Annotated in this window: 24 protein-coding genes; 4 read left to right on the top strand and 20 right to left on the bottom strand. The window is 64.4% G+C overall.

All coding sequences use genetic code 11. The features are described from left to right. Positions 1–6: 6 nt before the first annotated feature. The 18 genes from rplR to rpsJ all read right to left on the bottom strand — a co-directional run bounded on the left by rplR (position 7) and on the right by rpsJ (position 8447). The gene (rplR, locus tag JQT59_RS17695) at positions 7–414 is read right to left on the bottom strand and encodes a 50S ribosomal protein L18 (protein WP_213577166.1); all 408 of its coding nucleotides are present in this window, start codon (positions 412–414) and stop codon (positions 7–9) included. 1 nt (position 415) lies between these two features. Next, positions 416–955 carry a 50S ribosomal protein L6 gene (rplF, locus tag JQT59_RS17690; RefSeq protein WP_109331583.1) on the bottom strand — a complete coding sequence of 180 codons (540 nt, stop codon included), beginning with the start codon at positions 953–955 and terminating at the stop codon, positions 416–418. Between the two features lie 14 nt (positions 956–969). Next, positions 970–1368, bottom strand: a complete 399-nt coding sequence (gene rpsH, locus JQT59_RS17685) for a 30S ribosomal protein S8 (protein WP_005239657.1) — start codon at positions 1366–1368, stop codon at positions 970–972. A gap of 150 nt (positions 1369–1518) precedes the next feature. Next, a complete protein-coding gene (locus tag JQT59_RS17680; protein WP_005239644.1) occupies positions 1519–1704 on the bottom strand; it encodes a type Z 30S ribosomal protein S14 in 186 nt (61 codons plus the stop codon). A gap of 4 nt (positions 1705–1708) precedes the next feature. After that, a complete protein-coding gene (gene rplE, locus JQT59_RS17675) occupies positions 1709–2275 on the bottom strand; it encodes a 50S ribosomal protein L5 (RefSeq protein WP_109331587.1) in 567 nt (188 codons plus the stop codon). Between the two features lies 1 nt (position 2276). Next, the gene (gene rplX, locus JQT59_RS17670) at positions 2277–2594 is read right to left on the bottom strand and encodes a 50S ribosomal protein L24 (protein ID WP_109331588.1); all 318 of its coding nucleotides are present in this window, start codon (positions 2592–2594) and stop codon (positions 2277–2279) included. Continuing rightward, entirely contained in the window at positions 2594–2962 is a 369-nt protein-coding gene (rplN, locus tag JQT59_RS17665) for a 50S ribosomal protein L14 (protein ID WP_005239639.1), read from the bottom strand. Before rplN ends, rplX begins: the two co-directional genes overlap by 1 nt. A 202-nt stretch (positions 2963–3164) precedes the next feature. Further along, positions 3165–3446 (bottom strand): 30S ribosomal protein S17, encoded by a 282-nt coding sequence (rpsQ, locus tag JQT59_RS17660; protein WP_109331594.1) that lies wholly within the window; start codon positions 3444–3446, stop codon positions 3165–3167. Beyond that, entirely contained in the window at positions 3443–3679 is a 237-nt protein-coding gene (rpmC, locus tag JQT59_RS17655) for a 50S ribosomal protein L29 (protein ID WP_109331597.1), read from the bottom strand. The genes rpsQ and rpmC overlap by 4 nt, the downstream gene beginning before the upstream one ends. Beyond that, entirely contained in the window at positions 3679–4095 is a 417-nt protein-coding gene (gene rplP, locus JQT59_RS17650; RefSeq protein WP_005239636.1) for a 50S ribosomal protein L16, read from the bottom strand. Before rplP ends, rpmC begins: the two co-directional genes overlap by 1 nt. Positions 4096–4098: 3 nt before the next feature. Then, positions 4099–4905, bottom strand: coding sequence for a 30S ribosomal protein S3 (gene rpsC, locus JQT59_RS17645; protein WP_005239635.1), 807 nt, complete (start codon positions 4903–4905; stop codon positions 4099–4101). Then, on the bottom strand, positions 4905–5309 hold the full coding sequence (gene rplV, locus JQT59_RS17640; protein WP_213577165.1) for a 50S ribosomal protein L22: 405 nt from the start codon (positions 5307–5309) through the stop codon (positions 4905–4907). The genes rpsC and rplV overlap by 1 nt, the downstream gene beginning before the upstream one ends. Beyond that, positions 5306–5587 carry a 30S ribosomal protein S19 gene (gene rpsS / locus JQT59_RS17635; RefSeq protein ID WP_003940820.1) on the bottom strand — a complete coding sequence of 94 codons (282 nt, stop codon included), beginning with the start codon at positions 5585–5587 and terminating at the stop codon, positions 5306–5308. Before rpsS ends, rplV begins: the two co-directional genes overlap by 4 nt. Positions 5588–5600: 13 nt before the next feature. Then, positions 5601–6437 (bottom strand): 50S ribosomal protein L2, encoded by an 837-nt coding sequence (gene rplB / locus JQT59_RS17630; RefSeq protein ID WP_015889918.1) that lies wholly within the window; start codon positions 6435–6437, stop codon positions 5601–5603. Between the two features lie 39 nt (positions 6438–6476). Continuing rightward, positions 6477–6782, bottom strand: a complete 306-nt coding sequence (gene rplW / locus JQT59_RS17625) for a 50S ribosomal protein L23 (RefSeq protein WP_109331599.1) — start codon at positions 6780–6782, stop codon at positions 6477–6479. Beyond that, positions 6779–7468, bottom strand: coding sequence for a 50S ribosomal protein L4 (gene rplD / locus JQT59_RS17620; protein WP_213577164.1), 690 nt, complete (start codon positions 7466–7468; stop codon positions 6779–6781). Before rplD ends, rplW begins: the two co-directional genes overlap by 4 nt. Next, on the bottom strand, positions 7465–8121 hold the full coding sequence (gene rplC / locus JQT59_RS17615; protein ID WP_009479366.1) for a 50S ribosomal protein L3: 657 nt from the start codon (positions 8119–8121) through the stop codon (positions 7465–7467). Before rplC ends, rplD begins: the two co-directional genes overlap by 4 nt. Before the next feature lie 20 nt (positions 8122–8141). Continuing rightward, positions 8142–8447 (bottom strand): 30S ribosomal protein S10, encoded by a 306-nt coding sequence (rpsJ, locus tag JQT59_RS17610; protein WP_003938093.1) that lies wholly within the window; start codon positions 8445–8447, stop codon positions 8142–8144. 468 nt (positions 8448–8915) lie between these two features. On the opposite strand from rpsJ, the gene JQT59_RS17605 reads away from it, so the two are divergent. From JQT59_RS17605 to JQT59_RS17590, 4 genes are all read left to right on the top strand, one after another. Further along, complete coding sequence (locus tag JQT59_RS17605; RefSeq protein ID WP_213577163.1) at positions 8916–9413, top strand: hotdog fold domain-containing protein; 498 nt, start codon at positions 8916–8918, stop codon at positions 9411–9413. A 342-nt stretch (positions 9414–9755) separates the two neighbouring features. Next, positions 9756–10724 (top strand): ATP-binding cassette domain-containing protein, encoded by a 969-nt coding sequence (locus JQT59_RS17600; RefSeq protein ID WP_109331608.1) that lies wholly within the window; start codon positions 9756–9758, stop codon positions 10722–10724. Continuing rightward, positions 10721–11536 (top strand): ABC transporter permease, encoded by an 816-nt coding sequence (locus JQT59_RS17595; protein ID WP_213577162.1) that lies wholly within the window; start codon positions 10721–10723, stop codon positions 11534–11536. The genes JQT59_RS17600 and JQT59_RS17595 overlap by 4 nt, the downstream gene beginning before the upstream one ends. Beyond that, a complete protein-coding gene (locus JQT59_RS17590; RefSeq protein WP_109331610.1) occupies positions 11533–12381 on the top strand; it encodes an ABC transporter permease in 849 nt (282 codons plus the stop codon). The genes JQT59_RS17595 and JQT59_RS17590 overlap by 4 nt, the downstream gene beginning before the upstream one ends. Before the next feature lie 39 nt (positions 12382–12420). On the opposite strand, the gene JQT59_RS17585 is transcribed toward JQT59_RS17590, so the two are convergent. Beyond that, the gene (locus JQT59_RS17585; RefSeq protein ID WP_249354516.1) at positions 12421–13605 is read right to left on the bottom strand and encodes an MCE family protein; all 1185 of its coding nucleotides are present in this window, start codon (positions 13603–13605) and stop codon (positions 12421–12423) included. Then, entirely contained in the window at positions 13605–14636 is a 1032-nt protein-coding gene (locus tag JQT59_RS17580; protein ID WP_249354514.1) for an MCE family protein, read from the bottom strand. The genes JQT59_RS17585 and JQT59_RS17580 overlap by 1 nt, the downstream gene beginning before the upstream one ends. Between the last annotated feature and the right edge of the window lie 2 nt (positions 14637–14638).

Raw genomic sequence — 14638 nt, 5'->3', positions numbered from 1 at the left:
TGGTCATCAGAACTTCAACCCGCCTTCGCGAGCTGCGTCTGCCAGGGCCGCGATGCGACCGTGGTAGCCGTGTCCGCCGTGGTCGAAGACCACAGCCTCGACTCCGGCAGCCTTCGCGCGCTCGGCGATCAGCTGACCGACCTTCGCGCTGAGGGTCTTCTTGTCGCCGTCCGCAGCGCGCACGTCTGCCTCGGTGGTCGACGCCGCGGCCAGCGTGTGGCCCGCGAGGTCGTCCACCAGCTGGACGTGGATGTGGCGCGAGGACCGGTTGACGACCAAGCGGGGACGCTCGGGCGTGCCGGACACCTTCTTGCGGAGACGGAAGTGACGACGCACCTTCGACAGGCGACGCTTCGTGGACGCATCCTTGCCCAGCGGAATCCGCTTGGCTTTCTGGTTTGCAGTCTGGCTCATATCACTTACCCGTCTTTCCGACCTTGCGGCGGATCTGCTCACCCTCGTAACGCACGCCCTTGCCCTTGTACGGGTCCGGACGGCGGAGACGACGGATGTTGGCCGAGATCTGCCCGACCTTCTGCTTGTCGATGCCCGACACGGAGAACTTGGTGGGCGACTCGACCGCGAAGGTGATGCCTTCCGGAGCCTCGATCGGGACCGGGTGGCTGTATCCGAGCGCGAACTCGAGGTCCTTGCCCTTGAGAGCAACGCGGTAACCGACGCCGTGGATCTCCATTTTGGTGGTGTAACCGTCGGTCACACCGGTGACCAGGTTCTGCACCAGCGTGCGAGAAAGACCGTGCAGTGCACGGCTACGACGCTCGTCGTCCGGACGGGTGACGCTGAGCGTTCCGTCCTCGTTCTTCTCGATGGTGATCGGCTCTGCGATGGTGAGGCCGAGGGTGCCCTTCGGCCCCTTGACCGTGACGTCCTGGCCGTCGATCGACACGTCGACACCGGCGGGGACGGTAACGGGAATCTTTCCGATACGCGACATTGTGGTGGCCTCCCTTACCAGACGTAGGCGAGGACTTCCCCGCCCACTCCTTGATTGGCCGCCTGGCGATCGGTGAGCAGGCCGGTGGACGTGGAAATGATCGCCACGCCGAGGCCGCCCAGAACCTTGGGCAGGTTGGTGGACTTTGCGTACACACGCAGACCGGGCTTCGAGACACGACGCACGCCGGCAAGGCTGCGCTCACGGCTCGGGCCGTACTTGAGGTCGACGATGAGGGTCTTACCGACCTCGGCGTCCTCGGTGCGGTAGTCGGCGATGTAACCCTCACGCTTGAGGATCTCGGCGATGTTCGCCTTGATCTTCGAGTGGGGCAACTTCACCTCATCGTGGTACGCCGTGTTGGCGTTGCGCAGACGTGTCAAGAAGTCTGCGATGGGGTCGGTCATGGTCATGAGGTTGACCTCTACCTTTCTCACAACGGTTCCCTCTGCCGTGTCCGGCGCAGGCCTATCGCGAAGTAGGTCTTACGTTTCCCGGCCCGAGATTACGAACCGGAAGTCTGTGGTGGGTGACGTCATCGTCGAGGCGACGACGTCACCGGATCACCAGGAGCTCTTGTGAACGCCGGGCAGCTCGCCGGCGTGCGCCATCTCGCGGACGCAGATTCGGCACAGGCCGAACTTGCGGAACACCGAGTGCGGACGACCGCACCGCTGGCAGCGGGTGTAGGCGCGCACCGCGAACTTGGGCTTCTTGTTGGCCTTGTTGACCAATGCCTTCTTAGCCATTAGCTCAGTTCTCCTTGAACGGGAAGCCGAGGTGCTTGAGCAGGGCACGGCCTTCTTCGTTGTTGGTCGCGGTGGTCACCACGGTGATGTCCATGCCGCGCGGGCGGTCGATCTTGTCCACGTCGATCTCGTGGAACATCGACTGCTCGTTCAGGCCGAACGTGTAGTTGCCGTTGCCGTCGAACTGGGTTCCCGACAGGCCACGGAAGTCCCTGATGCGGGGAAGGGCCACGGACACGAGACGGTCCAGGAATTCCCACATGCGGTCGCCACGAAGCGTGACGCGGGCACCGATCGGCATGCCCTCGCGAAGCTTGAACTGCGCGATGGACTTACGTGCCTTGCGGATCTCGGGCTTCTGACCGGTGATCAGGGCGAGGTCGTTGACGGCACCGTTGATGAGCTTGGCGTCGCGGGCGGCGTCACCGACACCCATGTTGACGACGACCTTGACGACGCCCGGGATCTGCATCACGTTGGCGTAGTCGAATTCGCTGTTCAGCGCAGCCTTGATCTCTTCGCGGTAGCGAGTCTTCAGGCGCGGCTGGATCTTGTTCTCAGTGGAGGTCATGTCAGATGTCCTTCCCGTTCTTCCGGGAAATCCGAACGCGCTTGCCGGACTCTTCGTCGGTCCGGTAGCCCACGCGGGTGGGGTTGCCGTCCGAGTCGATGACCGCGACGTTGGAAACGTGGATCGGGGCTTCCTGCGTCACGATGCCGCCGGAGGAAGCTCCGCGCTCGTTCGCGGAAACCGCGGTGTGCTTCTTGATGCGGTTCACGCCTTCGACGAGGACCTTGTTGGTCGCGGGGTAGGCCTGAATGACCTTGCCCTTCGCGCCCTTGTCCTTGCCGGCGATGACCAGCACGGTGTCACCCTTGTGCACCTTCATCACAGCACCTCCGGGGCGAGCGAGACGATCTTCATGAACTTCTTCTCACGCAGCTCACGGCCGACGGGGCCGAAGATGCGGGTGCCACGGGGATCGTTGTCCGGCTTGATGAGGACGGCGGCGTTCTCGTCGAACTTGATGTACGACCCGTCCGGACGGCGACGTTCCTTCGTGGTGCGGACGATGACGGCCTTGACGACCTCGCCCTTCTTGATGTTTCCACCCGGGATGGCGTCCTTGACGGTGGCGACGATGATGTCACCGATCCCGGCGTAGCGGCGTGACGAACCACCGAGAACGCGGATGCAGAGAATCTCCTTGGCACCCGTGTTGTCGGCGACGCGCAGCCGCGACTCCTGCTGAATCACTTACTTCTCCTTGACCTGGTGTTTTCGACTGGAGCGACCAACTGGCGATCACTCTGTCGTGCACGGCAGATTTCCGACCCGACGTGCGCGGTCCGTACCCGTACCCTGCATGAGGCCGCCCTGACGGACGGCACAACGGTGGGGTTGCCGTGCATCTGTCGCAAGGCAACCCCACCATCATACTGGACACATTTTGTGGTTCTTACTTGGCCTTCTCGACGACCTCGACGAGGCGCCAGTGCTTCGTCGCGGACAGCGGACGGGTTTCCATCAGCTGCACGAGGTCACCGACACCGGCGACACCGTTCTCGTCGTGGGCCTTGACCTTGCTGGTCCGGCGGATGATCTTGCCGTAGAGCGGGTGCTTGACCCGGTCTTCGAGCTCGACCACGATCGTCTTCTCCATCTTGTCGGAGACGACGTATCCGGTGCGGACCTTGCGGCTTCCGCGCTCTGTAGTGCTCACTGCTTTTTCCTCACTCATGCCGCGTCACCTGCGTCCGGACCAACGGCCAGCCCGAGCTCACGCTCACGCAGAACGGTGTAGATACGCGCGATGTCGTGACGGACGGTCCGAAGCCGGCGGTTGTTGTCCATCTGGCCGGTGGCCATCTGGAAACGAAGGTTGAACAGCTCTTCCTTCGACTCACGAAGCCGGGTGACCAGCTCTTCTTCGGTGAGCTCGCGGAGCTCTGCGGCTGGGGTTCCAGTAGCCATCAGAACTGCTCCTCCCTTGTCACGATCCGGCACTTGCAGGGGAGCTTGTGCATCGCGCGACGCAGGGCCTCGCGTGCGATCTCCTCATTGGGGTAGCTCATCTCGAACATCACGCGACCAGGCTTGACGTTCGCGATCCACCACTCGGGGGAACCCTTACCGGAACCCATGCGGGTTTCGGCCGGCTTCTTGGTGAGGGGGCGATCCGGGAAGATGTTGATCCAGATCTTGCCGCCACGCTTGATGTGCCGGGTCATGGCGATACGAGCGGACTCGATCTGCCGGTTGGTGATGTAGGCAGGCTCGAGAGCCTGGATGCCGTAGTCACCGAAGGTCACCTGGGTTCCACCCTTGGCGGCACCCGAACGGCTCGGATGGTGCTGCTTGCGGTGCTTGACCCGCCGTGGGATCAACATGCGTCAGCCCTCCTTCTGTTCAGTCGTAGCGGGTGCATCGGCGGTGGCGGTCGCTGCGCGACCGGCCTCGGTGCTGGTCGCGGTGGTGCCGGTGGCACCGGAACGACGGGGGCGGCTCGGACGCTCACGCCGCGGACGATCGCCGGCGGGAGCAGCCACGTTGGCGGCGAGCTCACGCTTGCCACCGACGATGTCGCCCTTGTAGATCCAGACCTTCACGCCGATGCGGCCGAAGGTGGTCTTGGCCTCGTAGAGGCCGTAGTCGATGTCGGCGCGCAGCGTGTGCAGCGGGACGCGACCTTCGCGGTAGAACTCCGAGCGGGACATCTCGGCACCACCGAGACGACCGGAGCACTGGACCCGGATGCCCTTGACGTTCGGCTGACGCATGGCCGACTGGATGGCCTTACGCATGGCGCGACGGAAAGCGACGCGGTTCGAGAGCTGCTCGGCGACACCCTGGGCGACGAGCTGAGCCTCGGCCTCGGCGTTCTTGACCTCGAGGATGTTCAGCTGGACCTGCTTGCCGGTCAGCTTCTCGAGCTCGGAACGGATGCGGTCGGCCTCGGCGCCGCGGCGGCCGATGACGATGCCCGGACGCGCGGTGTGGATGTCCACACGCACACGGTCACGGGTGCGCTCGATCTCGACCTTCGCGATGCCCGCGCGCTCCATGCCGGTGGCGAGGAGCTTACGGATGGCGACGTCTTCCTTGACGTACTCCGCGTACTGCTTGTCTGCGTACCAGCGGGACTTCCAGTCGGTGGTGATGCCGAGTCGGAAGCCGTGCGGGTTGATTTTCTGGCCCACTACTGAGCACTTCCCTTCCGGCGATTACGGGTCGATGTTCCGGTCTTCGGCAGGCTCTCCACGATCACGGTGATGTGGCTCGTCCGCTTACGGATACGGAACGCACGTCCCTGTGCACGCGGCTGGAACCGCTTGAGGGTCGCGCCCTCGTCCACGTACGCCGTGGCAACGACAAGCGTGCTCGGGTCGAGGTCGAGGTTGTTCTCGGCGTTGGCTGCAGCGCTGGCGATCACCTTGGCGACCGGCTCGCTCGCTGCCTGCGGCGCGAACTTCAGGATGGAGAGGGCGTCTTCAACCGAACGCCCGCGGACCAGGTCCACAACTCGACGCGCCTTCATCGGCGTGACGCGCACGTGGCGCGCAACTGCCTTGGCGGTCGGGTTGGCGGTTTCGGTGTTGCTCATCGCCTCTTCGCCTTCCGATCATCCTTGATGTGACCCTTGAACGTGCGGGTCGGTGCAAACTCTCCGAGCTTGTGTCCGACCATCGAGTCGGAGACGAACACGGGGACGTGCTTGCGGCCGTCGTGAACCGCAAACGTGTGGCCGATGAAGTCCGGGATGATCGTGGAACGACGGGACCAGGTCTTGATGACCTGCTTGGTTCCCTTTTCGTTCTGCACGTCCACCTTCGCGAGGAGGTGGTCATCGACGAACGGGCCCTTCTTGAGGCTGCGTGGCATCCTTCACTCCCTCCTAGCGCTTGTTCTTGCCGGTACGGCGACGACGGACAATGAGCTTGTCACTCGCCTTGTTCTTGCGGGTGCGGCCTTCGGGCTTGCCCCACGGGCTGACCGGGTGGCGACCACCGGAGGTCTTACCCTCACCACCACCGTGCGGGTGGTCGACCGGGTTCATCACGACACCACGGACGGTCGGGCGCTTGCCCTTCCACCGCATACGGCCGGCCTTGCCCCAGTTGATGTTCGACTGTTCGGCGTTGCCGACCTCACCGATCGAGGCGCGGCAGCGAACGTCGACGCGACGGATTTCGCCGGACGGCATACGCAGCGTGGCGTAGGTGCCTTCCTTACCGAGCAGCTGGATGCTGGAACCAGCCGAGCGGGCCATCTTGGCGCCGCCACCGGGGCGGAGTTCGACGGCGTGGATGGTGGTACCCGTCGGGATGTTGCGCAGGGGCAGGTTGTTGCCGGGCTTGATGTCGGCGCCTGCACCGGATTCGACCGGCGCACCCTGGAACAGGCCCTTGGGGGCGATGATGTAGCGCTTCTCGCCATCTGCGTAGTGCAGCAGGGCGATACGCGCGGTGCGGTTGGGGTCGTACTCGATGTGCGCGACCTTGGCGGGCACGCCGTCCTTGTCGTTGCGACGGAAATCGATCAACCGGTAGGCGCGCTTGTGACCGCCGCCCTTGTGCCGGGTGGTGATACGACCGTGTGCGTTACGTCCACCGCGTCCGTGGAGCGGGCGAACCAGCGACTTCTCGGGGGTCGACCGAGTGATCTCGGCGAAGTCCGAGACGCTCGAGCCACGACGGCCCGGAGTTGTCGGCTTGTACTTACGGATTGCCATGAGTCTTCTCGTCCTCTATGTCTCGTCAAGTCCCGGCGCTTACGCGACCGGTCCTCCGAAGATCTCGATGGGCTTGCTGTCGGCCGAGAGGGTCACGAGCGCGCGCTTGGTGTCCTTGCGCTTGCCGTAACCGAACCGGGTCCGCTTGCGCTTGCCCTGACGGTTGGCGGTGTTGACGCTTGTCACGGTGACGCCGAAGATCTTCTCGACGGCAATCTTGATCTGCGTCTTGTTCGAGTCCGGGTGCACCAGGAAGGTGTAGGTGCCTTCCTCGATCAGTCCGTAGGACTTCTCGGAGATGACCGGGGCCAGCAGGATGTCGCGGGGGTCAGCGATGGTCGTCACTTGGCCTCCTCCTTGTTCTCTTCCTGGACGCTCTCGGCGGGCCCGTGGATGAACGTGTTGAGCGCCTCGACGCTGAACACGACGTCATCGCTGTTGAGCACGTCGTACGTGTTGAGCTGGTCGGGTGCGATGGGATGCACACCGTCCAGGTTCTGCACGCTCTTCCACGCCGCGATGTCTTCACGTCCGACGACGAGCAGGACCTTCTTGCGGTCCGAGATCTCGCCCAGGAACGTCTTGGCGCCCTTCGTCGAGGGAGTCTGACCGGCGACCAGCTCGGTGATCACGTGGATACGCTCGTTGCGCGCCCGGTCGGAGAGAGCTCCGCGCAGGGCGGCGGCCTTCATCTTCTTGGGCGTCCGCTGGCTGTAGTCGCGCGGCTGCGGGCCGTGGACGGTGCCACCACCGGCGAACTGCGGTGCACGGGTCGAGCCCTGACGAGCGCGGCCGGTGCCCTTCTGGCGGTACGGCTTCTTTCCACCGCCGCGAACCTCGCCGCGGGTCTTGGTGGAGTGGGTGCCCTGACGCGCAGCTGCGAGCTGAGCGACGACAACCTGGTGGAGAAGCGCGATGTTGGCAGGCGCGTCGAAGATCTCCGCGGGGAGATCGACGGTGCCGTTGGTCTTGCCGCCGGCGACCTTGACGTCCAGCGTCAGCTTGGTCGTCGATGTCTCGGTGCTGGTCATGCCCGTGCACCACCCTTCACTGCACTCTTGACGATCACGAGGCCACCCTTGCGGCCGGGGATCGCACCCTTGATCAGCAGCAGGCCGTTCTCGGCGTCCACTTTGTGGACCGAGAGGTTCTGCGTCGTGATGCGGTCGCTACCCATGCGGCCGGACATGCGCATGCCCTTGAACACGCGGCCCGGAGTGGCGCAGCCACCGATGGAACCGGGGCGACGGTGCACAGCCTGGGCGCCGTGCGAGGCGCCCTGGCCGGCGAAGCCGTGGCGCTTCATGGTTCCGGCGAAGCCCTTACCCTTGCTGGTTCCGGTGACGTCGACGTAGGCGCCGTCCTCGAAGACCTCGGCGGTAAGTTCCTGGCCGACCTCGTACTCCGAGGTGTCGGCAACGCGGAGCTCCACAACGTGGCGGCGCGGGGTGACGCCGGCCTTGGCGAACTGGCCGGAAGTCGGCTTGTTCACCTTGCGCGGGTCGATGGCGCCGAACGCGAGCTGCACGGCGCTGTAGCCGTCACGCTCTTCGGTACGAATCTGGGTCACGACGTTGGGCCCGGCCTTCACGACGGTGACCGGAACGACCCGGTTGTTCTCGTCGAAGACCTGGGTCATGCCGAGCTTCGTGCCCAGGATTCCCTTGATCTTGGTATCAGTCATTGTTTTTGTCTCCGCCGCGCTCACTGAATATTGACGTCGACGCTGGCCGGAAGGTCGATGCGCATGAGCGCGTCCACCGTCTTGGGCGTCGGGTCGAGGATGTCGATAAGCCGCTTGTGAGTACGCATCTCGAAGTGCTCGCGCGAGTCCTTGTACTTGTGCGGCGAGCGGATGACGCAGTACACGTTCTTTTCGGTCGGCAACGGCACGGGTCCAACGACGCGGGCCCCGGTACGGGTCACCGTCTCGACGATCTTGCGCGCTGACGCGTCGATCGCCTCATGGTCGTAGGCCTTGAGCCTGATGCGGATCTTCTGTCCCGCCACGCTTAGTGTCCTTTTCTTGCCGCGTTTCGTAGAACCACCCGAGTCGGGCCGAACTACCTCGTCGTCTGCACAGTCCTTACCTGGGCCGCAACTGTCCGAACGCTAGGCGACCGGGACGCACCCGATCCGCTGCCGCTGTTCATCTGTCATGGTTCTCCGGTACACGCGGTCGGGCGTGTCGCCCTCCCACTCATTCTCCGACCCGCAACTTTTCAGCTTTCGGGCCGGGAATTCGCACCGGATGCACTCGAAATCGAGTGCACAGTAGGTACTGCTTCCGTCTTGCATGGGCCGCGAACAGCTCTTTCGAACCGCTCGACGACGTTCTTCACCCCACCTGTTTCAGGCCGCAATAGATCGCGTCCCAGACAAGGCAACCCGACCAGTATGCCGTACGAGGCCCGAGACTTCAAACCGACCCGGACCGGTGCTGCGGCCACAGAACTTACTTTCGAGTAAGGTGTCGGGATGACGACTTCGAGTCCTACCTTCGCCGCCTGGCAGAAGCTTCCGGACAACGCCTTCGGTCACACTCTCTTCTCCCTGGCGATGTGTGTACGCGTTCCCTACTTCGGCTCGGTGCTCCCCCGCGTCGTCGACATGCGCCCCGGACGCTGCGAGGTACACGCCCCGAAATGGTGGGGCGTGCGCAATCACCTCGGCACGTTTCACGCCATCGCGGCCTGCAACCTCGCCGAGGTCGCCATGGGCATGCTGTCCGAAGCGACCGTGCCGAGCACGCATCGATGGATTCCGAAGTCCATGACGGTCGACTATCTCGCCAAGGCGAACGGATCGCTGCGGGCTATCGCCGAACTACCGGAGCCGCCGGACTTTGCCACCATCACCGAGGGCGCTGAGCTGGTGGTGCCGGTACGCATCGTCGACCGCGCGGGGAACGAGGTGGTCCACGCCGACATCACGACGTGGGTGACACCCCGCAGTGCGGGACCGGAGACTTCCTAGCTCTCGGGCGAGCAGCCACGGTGAGCGCACCGACGCGTAAGCGGAGGTGGACGACGGCACGACGCATGTCGAAGCTCACATTTCGGCCCCGACCCCTCCGCGGCGGCGAATTGCCCTGCGGGAGTACCGCGGACACCGGGCCTGACGTTCGCACACCATGGCCGTCGACGTGGAAGACGCCGATGTCGCGGCGGTCGCGGGAGTGGAACTGGTACAGGTGTGCGGCATTTATCGTGTACCTGTCTGCGCGCGTTACAGAAGATTCCCCGGCCCCTTCCCCGGACGTGGACATGGTTCGCGGGTCTGGCTTCATCTCCCTTCTCGCGTGCCATACTCGAGGACATGCCTGCACCTGACACCGCCGTACTTGTCGAGGGAATCGAAAAATCCTTCGGTGACGTCGCAGCGTTGCGGGGCGTGAGCTTCGAGGTACCCCGCGGCACGGTTCTGGGCATCCTGGGCCCCAACGGCGCCGGAAAGACCACCACCGTCAACGTCTTGTCCACACTGCTCCGGCCTGATGCCGGACGGGCCTTCGTCGCCGGGCACGACGTCGTCACCGAATCGGCGGACGTGCGGCGGAGCATCATGATGACGGGGCAGTACGCAGCCCTCGACGAGTCGTTGACCGGCCGCGAGAACCTCGTGTTGTTCGGGCGTCTGATGGGTCTGCCCAAGGGCGACGCGAAGGCGCGGGCCCAGGATCTCCTGACTCAGTTCGACCTCCTCGATGCCGGTGACCGAAAAGTGTCCGGCTACTCGGGCGGTATGCGTCGACGCGTCGACATCGCGTGCGGTCTGGTGATCCGGCCGGAAGTGGTGTTCCTCGACGAACCGACCACCGGCCTCGACCCCCGCAGCCGTCAGGGCGTGTGGGGTCTCGTGTCTGCGCTGAAAGATCAGGGCATCACCATTCTGCTCACCACGCAGTACCTCGAAGAGGCCGACTTGCTGAGCGACAACATCGTGGTCATCGACAAGGGCACGGTGATCGCCGAAGGCTCGGCGGACGACCTCAAGGCCCGCACCGGCGGCAGCTATTGCGAAGTGGTTCCGGTCCAGCTCTCCGATCTGCCGCGCGTGCGCGAGGTTCTGGCAGGCCTGTGCCCTCCCGACCGCGTCATCGAGGAAGGTTCCGACCGCTTGTCGATTCCGGCCGAGCACGGTGCCCAGACTCTCGCCGAGGTGCTTCGTCGCCTCGACATGGCTGGTGTCAAACTTGCCGACATCGCACTCCGACGGCCGTCGCTCGATGACGTGTTCCTCTCGCTCACCGGACATGCACGCGTCGACGAGAGCCTGCCGTCGTGACGGCGCCCCCGCAGGTAGCCTTCGAACGCGCTCTCGCGGGCAAGCACCGCAAGCCCCAGCCGTCCAACGTGCAGCAGTGGGTTGCACTGACCCAGCGAAATCTCCACACCATGTCGGTGACGGGTCAGTTCTTCATCGCGGTGCTGGCACCGTTGATCTTCACGGTCGGCTTCTACCTACCGCTGCGTCTGGTGATGAAGTTCCAGGGCGTCGACTACGCCCAGTTCGTCATGCCGATCATCGTGCTCCAAGCAATGGCGTTCACGGCCGTGTCCGCCGCGCATCGAGCGGCGACCGAGTCGTCGAACGGTATGAATACCCGATTCCAGACCATGCCCGTAGGAGCAGCCATACCCTTGGCGGCGCGCATGTCTGCGTCACTCGTGCACTCGTCCATTTCGCTCGTCGCTGCCGTGACCTACGGGTACCTCATCGGTTTCAGGTTCGATGGCGGCACGAGGCTGACCCTCGGCTTCTGTGCCCTGGCGATGCTCATCGGGTTCGCACTCACGACCGGTGCGGATGCGCTCGGAACGCTGACGGGGAGCCCGGAAGTCACCAGCCAGGCGCTCACGCTCCCGCAGCTGATTCTGGGGATGTTCTCCTCCGGATTCGTTCCGGTGAGCCAGTTCCCGGAGTGGGCGCAGGGCTTTGTGCGGAACCAGCCGATATCTCAGTTCTCCGAATCGATGCGTGCCATGACCGAGGGCACGATCACCCTGCACCAGATGACGCCGACTCTGCTGTGGTGCGCCGGACTCGTGCTCGCTTTCGTTCCATTGTCGATCTGGTCGAATGTGAGGCGCGGATGACTACCGAGTATCGAGCCGAGGCGCCAACCCGGGTGACGTTCCCCGCGGTGTCGAAGCCACATCCCGAGAATTCGGCATCCGCCCTGGTGGTTCACAGCCTGTTGCAGACGAAACGGCTTCTTGTGCGTTGGGCTCGCGACCCCGGAACGATGATCCAGGCCATCGTCTATCCCGCACTGATGCTCGTCATGTTCTGGGCCGTGTTGGGCATTTCGATCACCAAGGCCACGGGCGTCAACAGTCTGTACGGCACCGTCCCCATGATCACTCTGGTCGGTGCCATGTTCGGCTCCATCGCGGGGGGACTGTCCCTCAAGAAAGAATGGGCCAACGGCCTGCTCGGCAGGTTCTGGGTTCTCCCCGTCCACAGGGCTTCTCCCCTGGTCAGCCGGCTGCTGGCCGAGTGTGTGCGCATCTCTCTGACGACGGTCCTCATCATCGCCGTCGGAATTGCCCTCGGCTTCCGGTTCGACCAGGGCGTTCTCGCCGGCGTGGGCCTCATGCTTCTGCCACTTCTCTTCGGCGTCAGCTTCGCGACGATGGTGACAGCCCTCGCTGTCAACGCGGGGAAGGCGCCACTCGTCGAACTGCTGTCCCTGCTCTGCACACTTCTGCTGTTCTTCAACTCGGGATTCGTACCCACCGCCGCGTACCCGACCTGGTTGCAGTCGTTCGTCGAGAACCAGCCGATGTCCTGTGCCATCGACGCGATGAAGGGTCTGTCGATGGGCGGTCCGGTGGCGGAACCACTGATCAAGACGATCGCCTGGTCGATCGGTGGACTGATCGTGTTCACCTACCCCGCAGTGCGCGGATACCGAAGGGCCGCAGGGACTCCCCCGTAGCACCCACGTCCGCCTGCGGTCCCGTCGAGTCCCGCGGAATCAGCGAGGGGTGCGGCCTGTGAGGGGTGGCTGAATCACCAACGGATCCTCTGCGGCCGGCGGACCGTACACACCCCCGCTCCGAGTCGCGTTCTCCTGCCCGAGATCGTCGGGGCGTGGGACATTGACCGCACCACGCTGTTCGAGGTACTCCTGCGACTGGCACGTCCAGTCGAGGGCCGGTTCACGTGGTTCCGCCTCGGTGACCAGTCGGCGGGGGGCGTCGTACACGCACATCGGGCCCTGCGTGCCGACGAGGAGCAGATCGGCCAGTCCGCCCTTCTCGATCGAACCGATCTTCGGCAGTGCCGTGGGCATGATCGACAGGCCGTACTCGAGTGACGGTTGCCGATCCGCCACGATGCGGGTGGGGAGGACCAGATCGGCGAGCATCGTGCCGAGGGAGTCGCGGTTGCCGGCAAGCAGGGAGTCGAGGCTCGCCATCGTTTGGGGCGAGCGTCCCATCAATTCGACGAGGGCCGCATCGTTGGCCCGCAGTTGTTCGAAAACACTTCGTGCGGTGCTTGCCGATCCGGGCAGTGCTGCGGCCAATCCGTCGGCGCTGTCCAGGAGTGGCATTCCCTTGTCGACGATGGTGGTGAGCGCTTCTGTGCGACTGTCGAGTAGCTGCGCTGCCTCGGCCGAATTGTCGAGCAGGTTCTGCAGGTCCGGTCCGGTTCCCTGGAAGGCGGTGCCGAACGTGTCGGCAATCGTCGAGAGGTCGCGCACGTCGAGTGTGTTCACCAGGTCGGTCGCCTGAACGAGGGTAGCGTCCAGCGACTTCGGAACCCCGTCCGCCGGGACGGCGATGACGTCTCCGTCGACCAGATAGGGCGGCTGGTCGGTGGTGGGCATGATGTCGAGGGACTGAATGCCGACCGGATTCTCGGTGCTGATCTTCGCGACGGACCCGATCGGTATCTCGGTGCCCGGATGCAGTTCGATTCCGAGCACGATGCCCGAACCGGACGGGCTGACGTCGACCGATTCGACTGTTCCTACTCCCACTCCGCGGTAGTTCACCGAGGTTCCGCGGGCGAGCCCGGCTGCGTTGTCCAGTTCGGCGCTCAGCCGGAGAGGATCGCCGAACGTGTCCGGTCCGGCGACGTACCGCAACCCGAACAGGATCGCGACCAGTGAGATCACAACGAACATGACGAGCTGCGCCACGAGGTGCCGGGTCATCAGCGGACACCTCCGCCGAGGACCTCGGCCAGCGTCCGGGCTTCCGGGACCTCGAGGGGCGCCGAGCCGGTGAGCAGTTTCGCGATGACCGCTGTGACGTCGAAAGTCCCGTTGAAGGTCACGTAGTCGCCGGGTGTGGCGGCGGCGAATCCACCGAGGAACCGTGCGACCGCGTCCAGTGTCGGCGCCAGCTCCGATTCGAATCCTTCGAGGGCGGCCAGTACCGTGCCGGCGTCATCGATTTCGGCCGACAGCTCCGTTCCGGCGCTCCCGAGGACACGTTCGGCTTCCCCGGTGAGTGCGGACGCCTGTTGCATGAGCGCGGTGATCTGTTCACGCTGGGACAGCAGTAGGTCGATCACCGGCGACATTTCGGTCAGCGCCCGATCCAGTATCGGCTGCCCGGCCGCCAATTCGGCGGAAAACGCATGGGAGGCCCCTATTGCCCTGTTCAGTTCGTCACGGTGGTCGTCGACGACGCCCAGCGTGTTGTTCAACATGTCGGCGAGGTCTCGCACCTTGTCGGAGCGGCCGGCGAAGGCTGCGCTCAATTCCCGCATGATGGTGCTCATCTGATCGATTCCACTGCCGTTGAGCACGGTGGCGAGCGCTGCCAGTCCACTTTCGATGTCCGGGCCGCGCGACGTGTGTACCAATGGAATCGCGTCACCGTCGCCCATCGGTGCCCCGATTCCGTCCTCCAAATTCAGCCGCACGAACGGATTGCCGAGGGCAGTGGGCAACTCGATCCGCGCGGTGACATCTCGAGGCACACGGACGTCGTCACGGATCCGCAACTCGAGCCTGGCCGTGAAGTTTCGGGTGGACACCTCGGATACGCGACCGATCACATCCTGTCCGGCCCGGACTTCGGCACCGGGTACGACCCGGTCGGCACCCGCGAACTCTGCGGTGATGCGATACGACGGCCCGTCGGGCGCGTGACCGACCGACAGGCTTTGAAGGCTGAGCGAGCATCCGGACGTGATCGCGGCGGCCCCGAGGATCACCACAGTCGTCAGTGCGTGCATTC

This window comes from Rhodococcus sp. USK13 (assembly GCF_018343855.1).
Lineage (GTDB): Bacteria > Actinomycetota > Actinomycetes > Mycobacteriales > Mycobacteriaceae > Rhodococcus_F > Rhodococcus_F oxybenzonivorans.
Note: the sequence above shows the minus strand (reverse complement) of the source record. Positions and strands in the feature narration are given on the sequence as shown.